General features: G+C 68.0%; 16 protein-coding genes, 2 tRNA genes and 1 pseudogene. 9 read left to right on the top strand and 10 right to left on the bottom strand.

Annotated elements, in window-relative coordinates; genetic code table 11:
- Nucleotides 1-184: 184 nt before the first annotated feature.
- On the bottom strand, nucleotides 185-925 hold the full coding sequence (locus A5688_RS13780; protein ID WP_067912211.1) for a TVP38/TMEM64 family protein: 741 nt from the start codon (nucleotides 923-925) through the stop codon (nucleotides 185-187).
- Between the two features lie 248 nt (nucleotides 926-1,173).
- Here A5688_RS13780 and A5688_RS13775 point away from each other — a divergent pair, with 248 nt between their 5' ends.
- Entirely contained in the window at nucleotides 1,174-1,743 is a 570-nt protein-coding gene (locus A5688_RS13775; RefSeq protein ID WP_067834449.1) for a phospholipase D-like domain-containing protein, read from the top strand.
- Here A5688_RS13775 and recD read toward each other — a convergent pair.
- The 4 genes from recD to A5688_RS13755 all read right to left on the bottom strand — a co-directional run bounded on the left by recD (nucleotide 1,736) and on the right by A5688_RS13755 (nucleotide 10,990).
- Nucleotides 1,736-3,433: an exodeoxyribonuclease V subunit alpha gene (gene recD / locus A5688_RS13770; protein WP_067912225.1), complete on the bottom strand. Its 1,698-nt coding sequence runs from the start codon at nucleotides 3,431-3,433 to the stop codon at nucleotides 1,736-1,738. The genes A5688_RS13775 and recD overlap by 8 nt on opposite strands.
- A gap of 11 nt (nucleotides 3,434-3,444) precedes the next feature.
- Nucleotides 3,445-6,747, bottom strand: coding sequence for an exodeoxyribonuclease V subunit beta (recB, locus tag A5688_RS13765; protein ID WP_067912214.1), 3,303 nt, complete (start codon nucleotides 6,745-6,747; stop codon nucleotides 3,445-3,447).
- Nucleotides 6,747-10,040 carry an exodeoxyribonuclease V subunit gamma gene (gene recC / locus A5688_RS13760; RefSeq protein WP_067912216.1) on the bottom strand — a complete coding sequence of 1,098 codons (3,294 nt, stop codon included), beginning with the start codon at nucleotides 10,038-10,040 and terminating at the stop codon, nucleotides 6,747-6,749. Before recC ends, recB begins: the two co-directional genes overlap by 1 nt.
- Before the next feature lie 83 nt (nucleotides 10,041-10,123).
- A complete protein-coding gene (locus A5688_RS13755; protein ID WP_067834443.1) occupies nucleotides 10,124-10,990 on the bottom strand; it encodes a cyclopropane mycolic acid synthase family methyltransferase in 867 nt (288 codons plus the stop codon).
- A gap of 332 nt (nucleotides 10,991-11,322) precedes the next feature.
- Here A5688_RS13755 and A5688_RS13750 point away from each other — a divergent pair, with 332 nt between their 5' ends.
- The 3 genes from A5688_RS13750 (at nucleotide 11,323) to A5688_RS13740 (ending at nucleotide 13,492) form a co-directional block, all read left to right on the top strand.
- Entirely contained in the window at nucleotides 11,323-11,838 is a 516-nt protein-coding gene (locus tag A5688_RS13750; protein WP_067834441.1) for a nitroreductase family protein, read from the top strand.
- Nucleotides 11,839-12,019: 181 nt separating this feature from the next.
- Nucleotides 12,020-12,487 carry a cyanase gene (gene cynS, locus A5688_RS13745; RefSeq protein ID WP_067834439.1) on the top strand — a complete coding sequence of 156 codons (468 nt, stop codon included), beginning with the start codon at nucleotides 12,020-12,022 and terminating at the stop codon, nucleotides 12,485-12,487.
- On the top strand, nucleotides 12,488-13,492 hold the full coding sequence (locus A5688_RS13740) for a patatin-like phospholipase family protein (RefSeq protein ID WP_067834437.1): 1,005 nt from the start codon (nucleotides 12,488-12,490) through the stop codon (nucleotides 13,490-13,492).
- Between the two features lie 111 nt (nucleotides 13,493-13,603).
- Here the strand turns inward: A5688_RS13740 and A5688_RS13735 are convergent, their stop codons facing one another.
- The 5 genes and pseudogenes from A5688_RS13735 to A5688_RS13715 all read right to left on the bottom strand — a co-directional run bounded on the left by A5688_RS13735 (nucleotide 13,604) and on the right by A5688_RS13715 (nucleotide 18,917).
- Nucleotides 13,604-14,083: a hypothetical protein gene (locus tag A5688_RS13735; RefSeq protein WP_067834435.1), complete on the bottom strand. Its 480-nt coding sequence runs from the start codon at nucleotides 14,081-14,083 to the stop codon at nucleotides 13,604-13,606.
- Complete coding sequence (locus A5688_RS13730) at nucleotides 14,080-16,527, bottom strand: molybdopterin oxidoreductase family protein (RefSeq protein ID WP_067834433.1); 2,448 nt, start codon at nucleotides 16,525-16,527, stop codon at nucleotides 14,080-14,082. Before A5688_RS13730 ends, A5688_RS13735 begins: the two co-directional genes overlap by 4 nt.
- Before the next feature lie 60 nt (nucleotides 16,528-16,587).
- On the bottom strand, nucleotides 16,588-17,283 hold the full coding sequence (locus tag A5688_RS13725; protein ID WP_067834431.1) for a crotonase/enoyl-CoA hydratase family protein: 696 nt from the start codon (nucleotides 17,281-17,283) through the stop codon (nucleotides 16,588-16,590).
- Nucleotides 17,280-18,133 (bottom strand): annotated as a pseudogene (locus A5688_RS13720) (hypothetical protein). The gene A5688_RS13725 and the pseudogene A5688_RS13720 overlap by 4 nt, the downstream one beginning before the upstream one ends.
- 70 nt (nucleotides 18,134-18,203) lie before the next feature.
- Nucleotides 18,204-18,917, bottom strand: coding sequence for an MBL fold metallo-hydrolase (locus A5688_RS13715; protein ID WP_067834426.1), 714 nt, complete (start codon nucleotides 18,915-18,917; stop codon nucleotides 18,204-18,206).
- A 352-nt stretch (nucleotides 18,918-19,269) separates the two neighbouring features.
- On the opposite strand from A5688_RS13715, the gene A5688_RS13710 reads away from it, so the two are divergent.
- From A5688_RS13710 to hadB, 5 genes are all read left to right on the top strand, one after another.
- A tRNA-Thr gene (locus A5688_RS13710) sits at nucleotides 19,270-19,342 on the top strand.
- Between the two features lie 52 nt (nucleotides 19,343-19,394).
- Nucleotides 19,395-19,468 (top strand) — tRNA-Met (locus A5688_RS13705).
- Between the two features lie 45 nt (nucleotides 19,469-19,513).
- A complete protein-coding gene (rpmG, locus tag A5688_RS13700) occupies nucleotides 19,514-19,681 on the top strand; it encodes a 50S ribosomal protein L33 (protein WP_003898538.1) in 168 nt (55 codons plus the stop codon).
- Nucleotides 19,682-19,756: 75 nt separating this feature from the next.
- Nucleotides 19,757-20,209 carry a (3R)-hydroxyacyl-ACP dehydratase subunit HadA gene (hadA, locus tag A5688_RS13695; RefSeq protein WP_431602672.1) on the top strand — a complete coding sequence of 151 codons (453 nt, stop codon included), beginning with the start codon at nucleotides 19,757-19,759 and terminating at the stop codon, nucleotides 20,207-20,209.
- Nucleotides 20,196-20,624, top strand: coding sequence for a (3R)-hydroxyacyl-ACP dehydratase subunit HadB (gene hadB / locus A5688_RS13690; RefSeq protein WP_067122372.1), 429 nt, complete (start codon nucleotides 20,196-20,198; stop codon nucleotides 20,622-20,624). The genes hadA and hadB overlap by 14 nt, the downstream gene beginning before the upstream one ends.

Here is a 20,624-nt window from a genome sequence, read left to right as displayed (position 1 = left end):
TCGCGTTGCGCTGACCGATCAACTCCGCCAACTCCTCGAACAACACCTCAAGACGGTCGCTCGCAGTCACCACCACGGCGTCAGCGGATCCGGTCGACAACATGCCGTCATCATCGCAGCCACCACCGACAAATCCTGGCCGCGCCGACCGCTGAACATTCGGTGCACCGCATCCCCGAGGTCGCTACCGCGCGGCGGAATCCGACTCTGGCGAGCCGGACGTGTCGTCTTTCGCGTGGCCACGCCATTTCCGGTATCCGCGATGCGCGGCGAACGCGCCGACGATGGCGCTGACGCACCACACCGCTATTGCCGCGTAGGCCAACGGCGACGATCGGTTCCCGATCGAGGCGCCCAGCGCGGTGTAGGCGAACGCCCGCGGGGCCGATCCGATGAACGCACCAATGGCCATCTGCCACAACGGAACTCCGAACGCTCCGAATGTATACGAGGCCAGAGCATCCGAGATGCCGGGCACGAAACGCTGGCCGACGACGGCCCACAGGCCCCCGCGCCCGATCAGGGCATCCATGCGATCAGCTCGCGCCGGCCCGAGCAGCGCGCGTGCGCTGTCGCGACCGGCCCGCCGGCCGACGAAACTCGCTACGGTCGCTGTGCCCACCGTCGCGCCCAGCGTCACGAAGACGCCCACCAGCGGACCGAACAGCAACCCACTGCCCGCCGCCAGTATCGAGCCCGGAACGAACAACGCCCCCACCACCGCCGAGACAACCACGTAGGTCAGCGGCGCCGCCGGCCCAGTCGCCGACACCACGCCCCGGATCTCGTCGATGTTGATCACCCGCGCGACGGCCACCAAGTAGAAGACCACCGCCAGGAACGCGGCGAACACCGCGAGCCGCACGATGTGGCCGCGTCGCGAACCGGGCCGCGATGCCGGTGCGGGAGCTTCGTCGTCGTTCATGCTGCCGCCGATTCTTCCGCACCGGTGTGCACCGGGCTCACCCGGCTATTTCCAACACGCCGCGGCGCCGGCGCGGCCGTCGTAGAGTGCCGCATATCGGACTGGCGAGAGGCCTTCCACGATGACCGAGCACCCTGAACCACCGTGGGATAACCCGGGTTACCCGCCGAATCTGACCGCCGATCAGCAAGAGCTCAACCCCAACGCGAAAGACTGGGCGTCCCCCGCGGTGTGAAGGAACAACTGCCATGGCATTGAATTCGCTGACCGAACTCGACCAGTACAAAGCGGCGCCGTTTCCGCCCGGCTATCCCGACACCACGCGGACGTTCTACAGCCCGGTCGACCGGGTGCACGAGGCGCTCAAGGCGTTGTTGACGTCGGCGAACAAGACGATCGTCGTGGCGATGTACGGCTACGACGACACGGAATTGAATGCGGTGCTGCAGTCGGCGCTGAACGACGAAAAGATTTATGTGCAAATGAGTCTCGACTCCACCCAGGCCGCGGGGAAGTCCGAACACGCTCTGCTGGCGCCGTGGCTCAACGGCAAGGTCGGCAACAGCATCGCCATCGGTCACAGTGAGAAGTCGGCGATCATGCACCTGAAGATGGTGATCATCGACGGCGTCGACGTCATCACCGGCTCGACGAACTGGTCCACCGGCGGAGAATCCAAGCAGGACAACCAACTCACCGTGATTCGGGACCCGTATGTGTGCGCGGAAGCCCGCTCGCGAATCGACATCATCCACGACGTCATGCTCAAGCAGATGGCCGCTCAGGCTCGAGCCGGTGGCGTCCCCACCGCTAGCTGAACGACCGCAGCCGCTGTGCCAATCCGCTTGCCCGCGCCGCCCGGCGGCCGATCGCGGCGCGCACCGAAGCCTCCGGCCCCACCACCCGCACCTTGGTCTTGGCCCGGGTGATTCCCGTGTAGAACAATTCCCGCGTCAGCAATCGCGAATCTTCGGGCGGTATCAACACCGTCACCTCGCCGGCCTGGCTGCCCTGGCTTTTGTGGATGGTCATGGCATGCATCGTTTCCACCTCGCCGAGGCGGCTGGTCGCGAAGTCCAGCGGTCCGGTCGCGCCGGCGAAGATCGCACGCAGGCCGTCCGCACCGGCCACCGTCACGCCGGTATCCCCGTTGTACAGGCGCAGCCCGTAGTCGTTCGCCGTCACCAGCAGGGGACGGCCGGCATACCACTGGGTCCAGGCGGGCTGGCCGGTCGCCTCGGCGATCCACTTCTGCACCTGCGTGTTCCAGTGCGTCGCCCCGTAGGGTCCGTCGCGGTGCGCACACAACAACCGGTGTTCGTCCAGTGTGGTCAACGCCTCGCGCACCGCGCCCAGCAGCGCGGCCGAGCGCAGCCGCAACGCGTGCGCAACCAGCACCTCACGCAGCCGGTCGGCCGGGCGATCGGAATCCACCCATTCGATATGCTCGCCGCCGGCCGCCAGCAGCCCCACGACCCGGTCCGCGTCGCCGACTCGGACCGCCTCGGCCAGCGCGCCGATCGACGTGCCGAACCGGTGCGGCGTGCGCAGCGCGGCCACCCGCACGTCGTCGCGGTCGGCCAGCCCATCCACCAGATCGGCCAGCACGGCGCCCGCCTCCACCGAGGCCAACTGGTCGGGGTCACCGACCAGGATCAGCCGCGTGTCCGGCCGCACCGCTTCGGCCAGCCGGGCCATCATGGTCAACGACACCATCGACGTCTCATCGACCACGATGACGTCGTGCGGCAGTCGATTGCCGCGATTGTGCTTGAACCGCACCGACGTATCCGGCCGGGGCCCCAGCAGGCGGTGCAGCGTGGTTCCCGGCAGGCCGGTCAGCCGCGCCCGGTCCGCGGCGGTGAGCTCCTCGATCCCCGCGGCCACCGCCTCGGCCAGCCGGGCCGCCGCCTTGCCCGTCGGCGCGGCCAGCGCGATCCGGGGTTTGGGCAGACCGGCACGCTCCGCCTGTTCGGTGAGCAGGGCGAGCAGGCGGGCGACCGTGGTGGTCTTGCCGGTGCCGGGCCCGCCGGTCAGCACGGTCAACGCCTGCGACACCGCGACCTCGGCGGCCGCCCGCTGCTCTGAGTAACCGGGCGGGAAAAGTCTTTCGTAGCTGGATGATTCGACGGTGGCCGGTGCCGCCGAAAGCGCCAGCAGGTCGGTGCAGACCTGCTGCTCCTCGAGCCAGTACCTGTCGAAGTACAGCAGATCGCCGAGCAGTCGCAGCACCGGTGGCGTCTGAAGCAGGGCGCTGGCCCGCACCGCCGACATCCAGTCGGCGGCGCCGGGCCAGGGCAAATCGGCGTCATCGACCTGGGCGGGCACCGCGCGCAGATCGACGCAGACCGAGCCGCCGCGCAGCGCACGCACCACCAAAGCGACCGCCAGCGCCACCCGCTCATCGGATTCACCCGTGAGCGAGGTAAGCCGTTGCGCAACATGGACATCGGCGGGATCGAGAACACCGGCGTCACTGAACGTGCGCAGCAATCCGGTCGCGGACATCACTTCCGCCGTCACGCGGCCACCCCCCGGGCGTCGAGCAGGTCCGACAGCGCCGCGATCAACGACCAGGGCGGCCGCCAATCGAAGACGCCCGACGGATGGCCGTCGAGCACCGGCGTCTGCGCGCCGCACATGCCTCGTACGAACAGGTAGAGGACGCCACCGAGATGGCGGCTCGGGTCGTAATCCATCAACCGCCACCGCAGGAACCGGTGCAGCACAGCGCAATACAGCAGCGCCTGCAGCGGATAGTCGGAGTGCAACATTGCCTCCGCCATCCGTGACCGGTCGTAGTCGGCGGCGGTCAGCGGTCGTTCCGGGTCCCCGAGCCGGTTGGTCTTGTAATCCACCACCACGAAGCGGTGCCCCGCGCCGTCGGGAACACGCAGGACGGCGTCGATCGATCCGGTGAGGTATCCGCGCAGCGACTGATCGCCGAGGCCGGGTTCGGCCAACCGGTCGGCATACGATGCCAGCACGTCATCGGCCGGCAGGTGTTCGCGCAACAGCGGCGCCAGATCCGCCAGCCGAACCTGCGGCGCCGTCGCACGACGATCCCCGCCGGCCAGGGGAAGCTCAAAATCCAGTTCGCGCAACCGGTCTGGCAATCCGATCTGGCGCAGCGTCATACCACCGGTCAACGGCCCCAGCGAGGTGTCGTGCATCGGCACCATCGCCGCGGCCAGCTCCTCGGGCGCCGCGGCAACCGGCCACCACGCAGAATGCGCCCGGATCTGCGTCTCCAGCTCGGCCGCGAGGTCGGCGGCGAACGGGTCGGCCGTCTCCAGCACCGCGTGCACCAGCGACCCGAACGTGGCGCCGGCCGGAAGATCCGCCATCGGCGAGGGTACGTCCGGCCCGGATGCCGCGGACACCAACGGGATTTCGCTCACTTCGTCGTCGAGTTCGCCGACTTCGGGTTCGCTGCCCACCCCGCTGCTCTGCGCCGCCCGTAGCAGACCGGAATAAGAGGTGCGCCGCCAGCCGGTGTCGATGCCGCGGTGGAAGTGGCGGCTCTCCAGGCGCGCGGGCACCGGGTCGGCGGGCAGCGACGGGGCCGGCGCCACCACCGACTCCTCGATGACCGGCCCGCCGGCCGCCTCCCACTCGCGCAGCCGGGCCATGGCGTCGTCGTCGGAGATCTTCGCGGGTTCGCAGCGGTCCGGAACCACCGGGTCGCCGGGCCGGCGACCGCGCAGCAGCCGCGACAGGCCGCCGTTGGGTTCGTAGTACGCCGGCGACCACCACGCCACCACCTGGGCCTGCGCCCTGGTCAGCGCGACGTAGGTGAGCCGGCTGTCGTCGCTGGCGTCCTCTTTACGGCCAAGCCGCTCAACGGCTTTGAAGTCGGGGCTGTCCTTGCCGCCGACATGCAGACAACGCGTGCCGTCCTCGTCGTGGAACAGCACCACGTCGCTGTCCTGGGTGTTGCGGTTGAACGCGAACGGCAGGTACACGATCGGGTATTGCAGGCCCTTGCTGACGAAGACGGTCATGATCTGCACGGCGGCGGCGTCGCTGTCGAGCCGGCGGTTGCGCTCCGGTGCGCCGCTGCGTTCGTCACGCTGCCGGCGCAGCCAATCGCGCAGCGCGGGCAGGCTGTAGTGCTCGCGGTGCGCGACGTCCTGCAGCAGCTGGGCGACATGCGCCAAATCGGTCATGTGCCGCTCACCGCCCTGCCAGGCGAGCACGCGATTGCCCATGCCCAGCAATTGCGCCGCCTCGAAAATGGCCGCGACACCGCGTTCGCGGGCATGGCCGGCCCACTCGCGCAGGGTTTTTGCGATCCGGTCCGTGAGGGCGTCGCCCCCGGCGGCCAGCGTTTCGGCGGTCTCCCCGAAGAACATCGTCGCCGCGGCCGCGCGCACCATCCCGGGCCGGTGCGGTTGGTCGAAGGCCTCCAGCAGGCACAGCCAATCCTCGGCGGCCTCGGAGGTGAACACGTCGGAGTTGCCGGTGTAGACCGCGGGGACGCCCGCGTCGCAGAGCGCCTTGAAACACGCGTGCGCGTCCCGGTGCTTTTCCACGATGACGGCGATGTCGCGGGCCTGCAGCCGCCGGCCGCCGAACGTCGCACCGCTGGCCAGCAACGCGCGGATGTCGGACGCCAGGTCCGCGCCGATATGCTCGCGCACCTGGTCGATCGGCAGGTTCTGAACGCCGCGTCGCCCCAAACTCTTTCGCGCGACCACGCGCAACCGGAAGGGGTCGTTGCGCGGCGCTCCGGCGAGCCGATGGCCCTGGTGATGCGCGTCGACGTCGTTCACCACGATCGCGGGATCGCCGAGTTGGGCGCCGCGCAGCACCACCTGCAGCCGCCGCAGCAGCGCGGAATCGGTGCGCCAGTTGGTGTCCAGCGTTTTGCGCCGGCCCGCCGTCTCGGCCGCCCGCAGGTAGGTGACGATGTCACCGCCGCGAAACGCGTAGATCGCCTGCTTGGGATCACCGATGAGAATCACCGTGGAGCGCCCACTGAACGCGCGGTCGATCACCTGCCATTGCACGGGGTCGGTGTCCTGGAACTCGTCGACCATGACGATCGGCCAGCGTTGATGCATGCGCAGCCGGGCGGGGGAGTCGCCGGTGGCCAGCGCATCGGCCAGCCGGATCAACAGGTCGTCATAGCCGAGGACGCCCAGCCGGCGCTTGCGCGTATCCAGCTCGGCCAGAACATCATTGGCGAACCCGACGCTGACGGCGGCCCGCGAATCGGGATCCGGGTCGCGCGGCCGCAGCTGGGTCGACGGGTTCTTGACCACCTCGCGCGCCAGCCGCAGCGCCTCGCGATAGTGCAGCACCGGATCGTCGCGCTCCTGGCCGAAGTGGGCCAGGTACAGGTCGTCGACGATCTCGGTCACCAGGTCGTCGAGGCTGTCGAGCAGCGTCACGCCGGCCGCGGTGTCGCCGGCCACGCCGAGCGAGCGCAGCACCAACTGGCAGAACTGGTGGGTGGTGGCGATCGTCGCCGCGTCGAAGCCGGCCAGCGCGTCGCGAAGGCGCTGTTGGCGCGCCGCACGCTGGTCCTCGGTGCCGTCCAGCAGGTACGCCACCACCTGGTTGTCGCCGACGGTCGACGGATCCGCGAAAGCGCGTACGGCCTCGACGATTTGACAGCGGACGCGCTCGCGCAGCTCCTGGCTGGCGGCCCGGCCGAAGGTGATCAGCAGCATCTGGTCCAGCGTCGCGGCACCGTCGGCGAGATACCGGGTCACCAGGCCGGCCAGCGCGAACGTCTTGCCGGTTCCGGCGCTGGCCTCCAGCACCGTGTTGGAACGCTCGGCCGGCAGCGCACCCAACAGGTCGAAGCGCTCCATCAGACCGGCTTCCTCTCGGCGCGCAGCATCGGCAGCCAGACCCGGGCGGCGTAGGCGCCGAGCCGGTTGTCTTCGCCGTCGCACTCCTCACCCGGCCGCACCGGCTGCATCAGCGCGTCGATCGGCGCACCCTTTCCCCACGCCCGCGCGTGCGCCGGAGCCTGGTCCTCGCCCGGGAAGCGGTCGCTGGACCTCCAGCGGTACCGCGCCTCGGCCACCGGGTCGTCGCCGCCGTGGCGCGCGGCCGCCCAGGCGTAGGACGTCTTGATGGGCAACGGAATCGGCTCACGCCGTCCCGCGTCGTAGATCGCCACCAGCTCGCGCAGCACCTCGACGGCCCGCTCACCGTCGCGGGGCGGCCCCAGACCCTCCACCCGGGTGCCGGTGCCCCTGCGCATGCGGCCGATGCACACCGCCGACCAGTCCCGGCCGGGATCGTGAGCGACCAGCGCCAGCAACGGGATCCACGATTCGAGCAGGTGCTTGCCGTCCAGCCGCGAATACGTCACCGACACCGTTTGGTCGTCATACACCGGCGACACCGTGCCGGTGAGGCGCCGCCCGCCGCCCAGATCGACGTCGACGTCGTATGCGGCGGGGCGGTGCTTTCGCGTGTGACGATGCGCCTCGAGCGCCAATACGGCGGCCTGGTCGCGGATCTCGGTGACCTTGCGCCAGCCGAGCTGGCCCGGCGGCAGCGTGCCACGCCGCCACTCGGCCTGCCGCGCATCGTCGGGAGTCATCCCGCGCAGGATGTCACCGAGCATCCGATCGCCGACCGTCCACTCTTCGAGACCGTCGATGTCGACCGGCATGGCGTCCTGCACGCCGTCGACATCGTGCGGCAGCGTGAATTCCAGTGCGCGGAAGAACCCTTTCACCGGGTCTTTGAAGAAGCCGACCAGGTCGGCGAGGATCACGTCACCGGCCGGCGGCGCCGGCAGCGACGCCGAGATGAACCTCGGTTGCTCGCTGTGTTCGCCGGTGGCCGCGCGCGCCGCGCGCAGCACCGTGGGGTCGAAACTGAACGGCACATTCGGGACGAGACGGCCGGGGATCACGTTGCGAATGTCGAACGGCTGCAACGGATGTTCGACGACGATCTGGTCACGCACCTTCGCCGTGGTGGTGATGTCGAGGGTGTCCAGCAATTCGGCCAGCGGCACCGCGGGCGGGCGTGGCTGCCCCGAATACTCGTTGGCGCCGGTGTAGGTGATCACCAGTTTCTCGGTGGCCGCGCCGATCGCGTCGAGCAGCAATTGCCGGTCCTCGGAACGGATGTCGCGCTCCCCGGTCATCGGGCACCGGGCCAGCGCGTCGTCACCGTCGACGATGCCGAGCCGCGGGAAGAGGCCGTCGTCCAGCCCGACCAGGCAGACCACCCGGTGTGGCACCGAGCGCATCGGCACCATGGTGCACACCGTCAGGGTGCCGGTGCGGAAGTTGGCCCGCGTCGGGCGCCCGGAAAGGCGTTGGCCGAGCAGCGCGCGAATGTCGGGCAGCCGCAGCGCGGTGCCGCCCCGGGATCCGGCCTGCGCCGCCGTCCGGGCGAACTCGCGTTGCATCTGACCGGTCTGCCATTCGTCCGCGTCGCGGACCTGGGTCAGCAGCGCGACGCCCCCGGTCAGTGCGGCCAGCCACTCGGTCAGCGACCGGGTGCCGGTGAGCGAGTCGACCACGTGCGCCAGCCGGGCGACGAATTCGGCGAACTGGCCGGCCAATTGGACGCGGTTGCTGCTGACGTCGTCGAGCGGCAGCGTCGCGTCGATCCATGCGTTCGAATCGTCCGACATGGCGACGCCCGCCAGTATCCGGTCGATGCCGAAACGCCAGGTGTTGTGCACGAAGTCGACGTGGTAGGGCCGCCGATGCTCCTGGTCCAGTCCCCACCGGATGTTCGCCTGCCGCACCCAGCGGGTGATGGCCTCCAGGTCGTCATCGGTGAACCCGAACCGGGCGCGCACCGGCGGCGCCTGGGCCAGGTTGAGCACCTCGCTGGCCGTCACCCGGCCGGCCGCCAGGGCCAGCAGTTGCGCGGCGATGCCCAGCAGCGGATTGGTCTGGATCGGCGAGCGGTCCGCCAGCCGCACCCGTAGCTGGTGGGCGGGATGAGCGCCGTGCACCACGTCGCCCAGGCCGAAGTCGGCCATGATCAGCGGCGCGTAGGTTTCGATGTCCGGGCACATCACCAGGATGTCGCGCGGCTCGAGCGTCGGGTCGTCCTGCAGCAGACCGAGCAGCACCTCGCGCAGCACGTCGACCTGGCGGGCCGGGCCGTGGCAGTTGTGTATCTGTACCGAGCGGTCGTCGGCCGCCACCGTGCGGCCAAGTGGGCGAACGGCATTGGCGGCGATGTCGGACTGCAGCCAGCCCAGCAGCGTGTCCGGCCGCGCGGCACCGGTGAGGTAGTCGTCGGTCACCGGATCGGCCGGCAGGCCGCGTTGCAATTCGCGCAGGTCCCGTCCCAGCGTCGCGAGCAGCGGATGGGACACCGCGCGATGGCTCACGTCCTCGCGCCGGGGAATGGCGCCGTGCGTGCCGGCCAGCGCCCGCCACAACCGGTCGCTGGGGTGGGGCAACCACAGGTGCAGCTCGTGGTGGGCGGCCACGGCCTCCAACAGCTCGATGTCGGTGCGCGTCAACCGGGTGTGCCCGAACAGCGACAGCCGCGGCGGCAGTTCGCCGGGCGCCGCCCGCAACCGCGCGATGGTCTTGCCGTGGCGGATATGCGGCGGGTCGGCGGCAACCCGGGCGACCAGCGCCCGCCACAGCTCGGGCTGCCAGCGCAGGTCCTCGTCGAGATCACCGATATCGCCGTCACACCAGTCGACGAGCAGTTGCGGGCGTTGCCGGGCGTAGGAGTCGAACAGCCCCGCCAGCCGGCGCGCGACCTCGTATCGTCTGCCCCGGCGCAGCTCGGCCTCCGCGCCGGTGTGGAAATGCCCCACGTGCGTGGCCAGCGTGCGGCACCACGGCTCGTCCAGCGAGCAGTCGATCGCCTCCAGCAGCGGCCAGGCCATCGCGTCCGGCGACCACGGGTCGTCCTCGGAGGTGCCGGTGATCTCGGCGATCAAGGAACCCGGGCTGCGGAAATCGACGCCGGCGCACACCCCGTCACCGCCGCGCGCACCGAGCACATGCGACAACCGCTGGCTGAGCCAGCGCTCCACGCCGCGCGCCGGGACGACGACGAGTTCGGTTGCGAACGGATCGGCCAGCGGGCGGGCCAGCAGAGCGCCGAGACCGTCGGCCAGCAGATCGGTGCGCTCGGCACGGTGCAGATGAAGCGGCATTGCGCTGTCACGATAAACCCGAACACCGACGCGGGTGGCCGCTTAGGCCCGCGGCGTGTGTCGCCCGAGGGGCGGGCGCGGCGTTATTTGGCCAGCGTGAACTGGTTGACGTCGATGTATCCGGCCCGGAATGCGTCGGCGCACCCGGTCAGGTACCGCATGTAGCGCTGGTACACCTCTTCGGACTGGATTTCGACGGCCTCGCTGTGGCGCGCCTGCAACGCCTCGGCCCAGTGATCGAGGGTGCGGGCGTAATGCAGCCGCAACGACTGCCTGCGCTTCAGGTTGAAGCCCATCTTGGACGCGTGGAACTCCACTATCTCGATCGCCGGCAACTGACCGCCGGGGAAGATCTCGGTGGCGATGAATTCGTTGAAGCTGGTCTGCTCCTCGGTCATCGGCAGTTCGCGCTCGACGATCTGCTGCGGGGTGAGCATGGTGATGGTGTGCAGCATCATCACCCCGTCCTCGGGCAGGGTGCGGTGGGCCATCGCGAAGAAGTCGTCGTAGCGGTCATACCCGAAATGCTCGAATGCGCCGATGGAGACGATCCGGTCCGCGGGTTCGTCGAACTCTTCCCAGCCGTGCAGCAGCACCCGCCTGCTGCGTTCGGTGTTCATCGCGTCGAAGAGCTTCTGCACGTGGGCGGCCTGGTGCTCGGACAGCGTCAGACCGATGACGTTCACGTCGTAGTTTTCGATCGCGCGGCGCATGGTGCCTCCCCAGCCGCACCCGATGTCCAGCAGCGTCATGCCCCGCCGCAGACCCAGCTTGCCCAGCGAGAGGTCCATCTTGCGCAACTGCGCCTCTTCCAGCGAGATATCGCGGTTGCGATCCCAGTACGCGCAGCTGTAGGTCATGGTGGGGTCTAGGAACAACCGGAAGAAGTCGTCGGACAGGTCGTAGTGGGCTTGTACCTCTTCGAAGTGCGGCGTCAGGTTCTCTGCCACGGCGGAAACCCGCCTTTCTGCCTAGGGACCATTCGGTTGTTCACGAGTGGGCCGCTCGGATGGTTCACCACGGCTTCCCCGAAACGCGGCAAACAAACCACAGCGGTCGTCCGGGTAGCCTCGATTGATCCGGCGTTGCATGGCCACCTGCGGCTTTGGCCGCGTCGTCGGAGAAGTCGTATTTAACTGTGGCCCAAGGCGTTTGGCTGCGTTGGCACCCGTCCACTCACATCTACCGGAGCTAGGCTACGGGCGAACGCGCAATCCCTACCTGGGAATTGAGCCGATCCTACGCCGGTTTATCCGGGAAAACAGACGATGGAGGGAACCAGATGGAAGCTTGGGACGTGATCTGCGCACGCCGCAACGTGCGGGAGTACCAGCCGAAACCGATACCGGGTGAGGACCTGGACCGCATCGCCGAAGCCGGCTGGCGCGCGCCGTCGGCGAAGAACCGCCAACCGTGGGACTTCGTCATCGTCACCGACCGCAACCAGCTGGCCGAGCTGTCCACGGTCTGGCGGGGCGCCGGCCACATCGCGGCGGCCCCGGCCGCGATCGCCATCGTGGTCCCGGTGCCGCCCGACGAACGCCGGGTGGTCACCGACAACTACGACGTCGGGCAGGCCACCATGGCGATGATGATCGCCGCCACGGACCTGGGTATCGGGACCGGTCACTCGTCGGTGGGGGACCAGGACAGGGCCCGCGCAATCCTCGGTGTGCCCGACGAGTACCTGGTGGCTTTCCTGCTCGGTGTCGGTTATCCCGCCGATCGCCCGCTGCGCCCGATCCGCAAGCCGAATCGGCGGCCGTTCTCGGAGGTCGTGCACCACGGCCGTTGGTGATCCCCAACGCGAAAAGCCTTCGGCGCCTTATCGAATCGCGTGTGCACGACCGCCGGGTTACGGTTCCGCCGGTGTCCGAGGTATGCATCTACGCCGAATCCGATAGCGCATGCGCTATCGGATTCGGCGTAGTGTCCAATGCTCCGGACACGGCCCCGCGCGACTAGCCTTCCGGTCGTGCATGCTGGGACGCATGACGAGAAACGAACTCACCGAACAGATCGTCGTCGCGCGGTTGGCCAAAGGGCTGACCTGGCAGCAGCTGGCCGATGCGATCGACCGGCCGCTGATGTGGACCACGGCGGCGTTGCTCGGCCAGCACCCGATTCCGGTCGAACAGGCCAAGGTTCTCATCGACATGCTCGGTCTCGACGAGTCGGCGGTGCCGGTGCTGGCCGCCGCCCCGATGCGCGGCGGGCTGCCCACCGCCGTTCCGAGGGATCCGACGATCTACCGCTTCTACGAAGCCCTGCAGGTATACGGCGGCGCCCTCAAGGAAGTCATCGCCGAACAGTTCGGCGACGGCATCATGAGCGCGATCAACTTCAGTCTCGACGTGCAGAAGAAACCACACCCGTCCGGTGACCGGGTGGTGGTGACGTTCGACGGGAAGTTCCTGCCGTATCAATGGGTCGCGGCGGAGCAATAGATGGCGGCCAAGGCGGGGCAGCCGAAAATCGTGGACCTTGTCCTCTCCGGTGGCGGCGTCAAGTTCATCGGCTTGGTGGGTGCCATCGTCGCGCTGATGGATGCCGGATATTCGATCAAACGAGTGTCGGGTGTGTCGGCCGGCTCGGTGGTCGCGGCGATCCTGGCGGCCGGGTCCAACGACGGCCGGCTGACCGGCGCGGAGGTCAAGGAACTCGCCTTCTCGGTCCCGCTGCACAAGTGGCGCGACGCGCGACCCGTGCCCTATCTCGGTGCCGCATGGGGACTGGTGCGGGAAACGAGCATGTACCGCGGGGACGTCGCCTACGCCTGGATCCGCGGCGAGCTGAAGAACTTGGGCGTCAACACCTTTGGCGATCTGATCCTCGACGACGACCCCGCACTCGGCGGCCGGCGCGACAAGCTGGTGGTCACGGTCGCCGACGTGACCGCGGCCCAGTTGGTGCGGCTCCCGTGGGACTACCGGCGGCTCTACGGGCTGGACCCCGATGAGCAGTCGGTCGCCGAGGCGGTGCGCGCGTCGATGGCGATCCCGTTCTTCTACCGCCCGGTCAAACTGACCGGTGTCACCGGGGCGACGTCCACACTGGTCGACGGTGGTGTGCTGTCCAATTTTCCGATCGACACCTTCGACCGGCGTGATGGCAAACCGCCGCGCTGGCCGACGTTCGGGATCACCGTCTTACCGATGGCCACCGAAGGTATCGCGGCGGTGATGCCCGCGTTGAAACCGCTGCGCCTGCTCGAACAGACGGCGTTGCTGGAAAGCTTGCTCGTCACCATATTGGCTGGCCACGACCAGACACACCTCAGCCAGCCCTGGGTCGCTTCCCGCGCCATCACGGTGGAATCGACCGATGTCGGCGTGCTGGACTTCGACATCTCCAGGGGGCGATTGGAAAAGCTCTACGACAATGGTTACGCGGCCGCGCAGGCTTTCCTGGCCACCTGGGACTGGCCCGCGTATTTGGACCGATTCCGCTGAGCCGGCGAGCCGTCGGCCGGTGAAGTGACGACGCCGCGCGCGCGTGTCAGACTGGCGTCGAGGAGGCGAAGGGAACGCGGTGGCGCCAGCGGCGGCCACCGCGTTCGCCGTTCAGTTCATCAAGACTTGCGGCGAAAGCTCTTTGAGCATCGCGTTGGCCCAGCGCATCTGGCGCAACGTCTCGGGGTGGCAGCGCGACGTAAGGTTCAGCAGTTCGGCATCCTTGGCGGCTTGCGCGCCCTGCGCCAGCAGCTCCCAATCCAGCGACACCCCCGCCGACAGCCGGTGAATCCGTCGCAGGTCGGCGAGCAGCGCCAGACCGGGCTCGGGTCGCCGCCGCAGCATCGCGCTGACCCGCGACTGGAGCAAACCGGTGATCGCGTCGGTGTGCGGGTCGGGGGACAGGCGCAGACCGTAGTGGCGGCCGTGCTGCGCCAGTTCCCGCAGATGCTGCCGCGACCAGCCGGCCAGGTCGCGTGCCAGGTGACAGATGTCCTGGTCACTGCGGTGACGCGCGGACACCACGTTGAGCTCGTGGGCCAGCTTGCGTTCGGAACGGTGCAACTCGCGGATCGCCAACTTCAGCTTCATGGCCGGCTCCCCGTCAGGACGACCTCGGTCACGCCGGCCATCGCGCCGCCTTCCGTCGCGGGCACCGATCCGTTGACCGGTGTGGACGCCGCGGTGGTCGGGGCGCACCCGTTTTGGTCGCCCTGTCGCGCGCGAACCTTGCGCAGCCGGGCGGCGGCCGTCTTGTAGATCGGTTGCTTGGACACCGGATCCCAATCGGTGAGCGTCATTTCATTGCCCGCACGCTGGTGGGTCTTGCCGTCGGTGTCCCAATAGCCGTAGTGGAAGGGCACGAACAGCACGCCGTCGCGAATGCCGCAGATGCGAGCGGCGCAGGAGACGCGGCCGCGCGGCGTGCTCACCTCGACGAGGTCGCCCTCCTCGATGCCCAGGCGGTGGGCGTCGCGTTCGGACACCTCGACCCACACCTCGGGGGCCGCCCGCTGAAGTTGCTGTGCCCGAGCGGTTTTGGTGCGGGTATGGAAGTGGTAGACGGTGCGACCGGTGATCAATGCGAACGGGAACTCGGGGCTGGTTCGCTCGTGCGGGGGCACGTATTCGGCAGCTTTGATGATGGCCTTGCCGAAGGGGTTCATCGAGCGGTACTCGTCGGGCTGCAGTGGGGCGCCGGTGATCAGGTCCTTGCCGTAGGCCTCGCAGTAGTCCGGGGTGGCCCAGAATTTCGCGTCGGCGTAGAGGCGTTCGGTGCCGTCGGGATGCTCTGCGTTGCAGGGCCATTGGATGCCGCTGCCGCCGCGCAACTTCTGGTAGCTCAAGCCCGTGTAGTCGCAAGGCCGGCCCGCGCTGCATTTCTTCCACGCCTCGAACGCGGACTCCGCATCCGTCCAGGGCGGGAAGGGCCGGCCGTCGGAGTCGCGGAAGTCCATCCGCCGCGCGTAGTCCAGGAAGATATCGAGGTCGGAACGCGCGGAACCCGGTGGCTCCACGGCCTTTTCGGACAGGTGCACGGTGCGGTCGGCGTTGGTGAAGGTTCCGGTCTTCTCGGCCCACGCCGCGGCGGGCAACACCACGTCGGCCAGCGCGGCGGTCTCGGTCATGAAGATGTCCTGGACGATCAGGAACAGCCGTTCCTGCGACAAGATGTCGCGGATCCGCGGCAACTCCGGCAGGGACACCGCGGGATTGGTGGCGGTGACCCACAGCATCCGCAACGTTCCCTCCTCGGCGAAGCGGAACATCTGCATGGCGTGCGTCGGCGGCCCGTAGTGCGGAATCTGAAGGAGGTCAAGGTTCCACAATTCCGCGAGCTCGGCGACGTGGGAGTCGTTGGACCAGTTGCGGAAACCGGCCAGGTCCCCGTTGGCGCCGCACTCGCGGGTGTTCTCCGCGGTCGGCTGTCCGTTCATCTGCAACACCCCGCAGCCCGGCTTGCCCAGCATGCCGCGCACCAGGTGAATGTTGTTGACCTGCACGGCCGCCGCGGTGGCCTGGTGGGACTGATAGAAGCCCTGCAGCACGGTGGACATCAACCGCTTGGCCGTGCCCAGTAGCCGCGCCGCGCGCCGGATGTCGTCGGCCCGCACACCGCAGATCTCGGCCACCCGCTCGGGCGGGAACTCTTCGACCCGGCCGCGCAACTCGTCGAAACCGACTGTGTGCGTGTCGATGTAGTCGCGGTCGATCCAGCCGTGGCCGATGATCTCGTGCAACAGGCCGTTCATCAACGCCACGTTGGTGCCGGGCAGCGGCGCCAGGTGGACCGTGGCGTGCCGGGCCACCGGCGTGAGCCGGGGGTCGACGCAGATGATCGCCGGCGGCGCGTTGCCGGCCAGCCGGTCCAGCATCCGCGCCCACAGCACCGTCTGCGTCTCGGCGACGTTGTGCCCGAACAACGCGATGACATCGGCATGGTCGACATCGGTGTAGGACCCCGGTTGACCGTCGCAGCCGAACGATTCCTTGAGCGCCTCGGCGGCCGTCGCGGTGCACAGCCGGGTGTTGCCGTCGACGTGATTGGTGCCGATCGCCCCGTGCGCGATGGCCCCCTGGGTGTAGTACGCCTCGGCGAACAGCTGCCCGGAGGTGTAGAAACCGATCGAGCTGGGGCCGTGGCTCTCGAGTAAGTCCCTGGTGTGGTCCACGATCCGCTGCATGGCGGCATCCCAGCCGCACGGTTTGAGCTCGCCACGGATCCGGATCATCGGTGTGGTGAGCCGGTCGGCCGAGGCGTTGGCCTGCCAGCCGAACAGGTCTTTCGGGTCGAGCCGCCCGTGGTTGACCCGGTCGACGCCACGGCCGCGCACCCCCACGATCCGGCCGTCCTTGACGGCGATGTCCAGGCCGTCGCCGTTGGAGTGCAACACCGCGGCCGATTGCACCCAGCGATCCACCGACTCGGCCGTGACCCCGTCGGCCAGGTAGGTATCGACTCGCTCCGGCCATCGCGTGCCGGGTTCGTAGGGAGTCCGCGTGCCCCAGGGGTCCGCGATGCGATCTATGGCCATGCCGGTGACTTCCCCGGCAGCGCCCCACGAAACCGGCTCAGGCGGACGGCGCCGCGCGGCTCACACCCCGAATTCGGCTTCGATCCCGTCGATGCCGGCGCGGATGGCGGCCAGGGCGTCCGCGCGGGTGCGCAGCTTGGTGGCGGCGTGCGCGTGCCGATGCAGGCCGGCGAACTCGCGTGCGGCCTCCTCGGCCCGGTCCACCACCATCTCGGGCAACACGATCTCGTCGACAAAGCCTGCGGCGAGGGCGGTTTCACCGAAGAACGTCTTGGCCAGGCCGCTGGCTTGCTGATAGGCCGAGGGCGTCAACCGCAGTTTCATGATCTCCAGCGCGGCATAGGGAATGACCATGCCGATCGCGACCTCGTTGGCCTGGATGTTGTAGGCGTGCGCGGCCACCCGGTGATCGCCCGCCGACAACAGGAACGCCCCCATCGCGATGGCGTGGCCGGTGCACGCCATCACCACCGGCTTGGGATGGGACAGCAGCCGATACGCCAGCTCGAATCCGCCGCGCAGCATGTCGATCGCGGGCTGCACCTCACCGGAGGTGAGGATCTTCAGGTCGAAGCCGCCGCTGAACACCCGCTCGTTCCCGGTGATCACCAGCGCCCCGGCGTTGTCCGCCTCGGCCCGGTCGATCGCGTCGTTCAGGGCCTGCTGCATGGTCGGGCCCAGCGCATTGACCTTGCCGTCGTCCATCTTGATGACGGCGATGGAGTCCTTGGTGGTGTAGTGGACCGGGGCGCTCATCGGTTGCTCCTTGCCGTCACGCGGGTTGGCTGTGGTGTTTGCCCAGGTCGTCTTCGGCGTTACTCCAGCGCAGGCTGACATCGGTGGGTTCGTCGAGTTGGCGGGTGCGCCACCTGTCTTGGGTTTCCCGGACCGCGGTGTTGATCCGCTCGATCTCGCTGCGGAACACCTCGGGGCGGGTTTCCTTGCTGGCGTAGTGGAAATAGGTCAGCAGGCCGCGCAGCAGCTCCAGCTTCTCCTTCTCCCGCTTCGCCAGGTCATGGGTGGTCATCAACTCGATGCGCTGCACGGGCGGCAGGGCGGCCCAGTCCAGCACCACATCGGTGTGCAGCGGGGAACGTTCGCGCTGCCAGAACCGTCGGCCGGCTTTCTGATCGGGCCGGTCGTAGTAGGTCAGGGTGCCGGTGAAGCGGGATTCGATGCCACTGCCGATCTCGGCGCGGTCGAGGGCGGAATCCCACACCATGCGCCATTCCTGCCCGGGGGCCAGCATCGGCAGCTCGCGGGGGAGTCGCAATTCGACGACGTCGGCGTAGCCGTCGCTGGCGTTCTCGTATTCGGCCACGGTGGGGGGATTCAGAAAGGAGAACCCGATGTCGTAGGCCGCGGTCTGGCCGAAGTTGCGGACCACGAGTTCGATCACGTGCCAGTCGGCGGAGTGCGGCTCCATGAACATCGCGACGTGCGGGCGGGTCTGCTCGGACGCCGCGCGGCGGTTGCGGTTGATCTGGCTGTTGGTGAAGACCAGTGTGACGACGGCCAGGACGATCGCCGCCCACGCTGCCCACGCAATCCAGGTGCCGGACCCGACGTGCGTGACATCATGCCAGCTGTCCTGGATCCAACCCATGGAATCCACCCTCCGCTTATATCACAGGGGCGGTCGCCGGATGGCCTTGACCGAGCGATCCCCGAGGAGCTCAGCCGCCCATCAGCATCCGCCATTGACCGAGGTCCGCGGCCCGGTACACGTAGTTGGAACGCTTGACCTCCGACAGCGAGGCGCTCGGCTCCGCCGAATACCAGTGCCCCGGAAACACCGTCGGATCACCCGGCAGCGTCGCGAGCCGCTGCAGGCTGCGGTACATCTCGTCGGAGTCGCCGCCGGGGAAGTCGGTGCGTCCGCAACCCTCCAAAAACAACGTGTCACCGGCCACGAGGCGGCCGTCGAGCAGAAAGCACTGGCTGCCCGGCGTGTGGCCGGGGGTGTGCAGCAGCTCGATCTCGATGTCGCCGATGCTGACCTTGTCGTGGTTCTCGTGTGAGGTCAGGTCGCCCAGGCTGATCCCGGTCACTCGCGAAACCCATTGCGCCTCATGGGTATTGACATGCACCGGCACCGCCTTGCGGTCCAGCAGCTCGGCCAGGCCCTGCAGCGAAAAACCCATCATGGATCCGCCCACATGGTCGGGATGATGGTGCGTCACCAGCACCCCGGACAGGTGCATGCCGTCGGCCTCGAGCGTGTCGAGCAGTTCGCCGGCGGCGTACGCGGGGTCGACCACCACGCAGTCGCCGGTTTGCCGGTCGCCGATCAGGTAGGCGAAGTTACGCATCTGCGTCGCGAACATGTCGCCGGCGGCGAAGTCGCGACCGGAGAGCAGTTGACGAAAGTACAGCCGGTCCTCGGACACGTGACCAGACTAGGACCTCGACCGGGCCCCGCTACGAGTAGACCGCCGCCACCGCGGATTCGTGGCGACGGAAGCCGCCCGACCTGCGGACGCTGCCGAGTGCCGGCGAATCCGTCGAGCAGGGCGATGAGTACGACGAATCCAGCGACCTCAGTGCATGGCAGCCCCGGCGCACCAACGGGAGTGGCTGACGTTTGCCCGGCTTCATCAATCGCCATCAATCGCCGGGTGAGCTCCATGATTTCGGACGACCGGCGCACGACGCCGCTTCGCCACCCGTGGTTTGGTGCCGCTGCGAGCCAGGCTGTACCCTCTTTTAGGCCCGCGCGGACTGAATCGCTTCGGGTGAACGGCCCCCTTAGCTCAGTCGGTAGAGCGTTTCCATGGTAAGGAAAAGGTCAACGGTTCGATTCCGTTAGGGGGCTCGGCGGACGCCGAGCAGGCGTGGCGGCCCCGACCCCAAAAGGGGTGGCCAGAGGCGATGTAGCTCAGTCGGTTAGAGCGAACGACTCATAATCGTTAGGTCGCCGGTTCGAGTCCGGCCATCGCTACAACACAACAGCACAGCTTTTTTAAAGAATTGAGAGAGAACCGTCATGGCGTCCAGTACCGACGTACGGCCGAAGATCACCTTGGCGTGCGAGGTGTGCAAGCACCGCAACTACATCACCAAGAAAAACCGCCGGAACGACCCGGACCGGCTGGAGCTGAAGAAATTCTGCCCCAACTGCGGTAAGCACCAGGCGCATCGGGAGACACGCTAGCGGCCACCCGCGGGCGTTTAATACGATTGACTAGGTAGTTTAAGAACCGTGCCGTTAACCGAAAGCATCGTGGGGATGCACTACCGCTACCCCGATCATTACGAGGTGGAGCGGGAGAAGATCCGCGAGTACGCGGTGGCCGTGCAAAACGACAGCCCCGAGTTCTTCGAGGAGAAGGCGGCGGCCGAACTCGGCTATAAGGGGTTGCTCGCGCCGCTGACGTTCATCTGCGTGTTCGGCTACCAGGCCCAGACGGCGTTCTTCAAGTACGCGAACGTGGCCGTCCAGGACGCGCAGATCGTCCAGGTCGACCAGGTACTGAAGTATTTCGCGCCGATCGTGGCCGGCGACAAGCTGTACTGCGACGTCTACGTGGACTCGGTTCGGGTGTCGCACGGCACCCAGATCATCGTGACCAAGAACATCATCACCAACGACGCCGGTGATGTCGTGCAAGAGACCTACACGACCCTGGCGGGCCGTGCCGGTGAGGATGGAGAAGAGGGATTTACTGATGCCACTGCGTGAGTTCAGCTCCGTGAAGGTGGGTGACCAGCTTCCTGAGAAGACCTATCCGCTGACCCGACAGGATCTGGTGAATTACGCGGGCGTTTCCGGCGACTTGAACCCGATCCACTGGGACGACGAGATCGCCAAGGTCGTCGGCCTGGACACCGCGATCGCGCACGGCATGCTGACCATGGGCATCGGCGGCGGCTACGTCACCGCGTGGATCGGTGACCCCGGTGCGGTCACCGAGTACAACGTGCGGTTCACCGCGGTGGTGCCGGTGCCCAACGACGGCAAGGGCGCCGAGCTGGTGTTCAGCGGACGGGTTAAGTCTGCCGATCCCGAGACGAAGTCCGTGACCATCGCGCTCACGGCCACCACCGGCGGCAAGAAGATCTTCGGCAGGGCGATCGCGTCCGCGACGCTCGCGTAG

The organism is Mycobacterium mantenii (genome assembly GCF_001667865.1).
Taxonomy (GTDB): Bacteria; Actinomycetota; Actinomycetes; order Mycobacteriales; family Mycobacteriaceae; genus Mycobacterium; species Mycobacterium mantenii_A.
The sequence above is the reverse complement of the archived record's forward strand: the minus strand, read 5'-3'. Positions and strand labels throughout refer to the sequence as shown.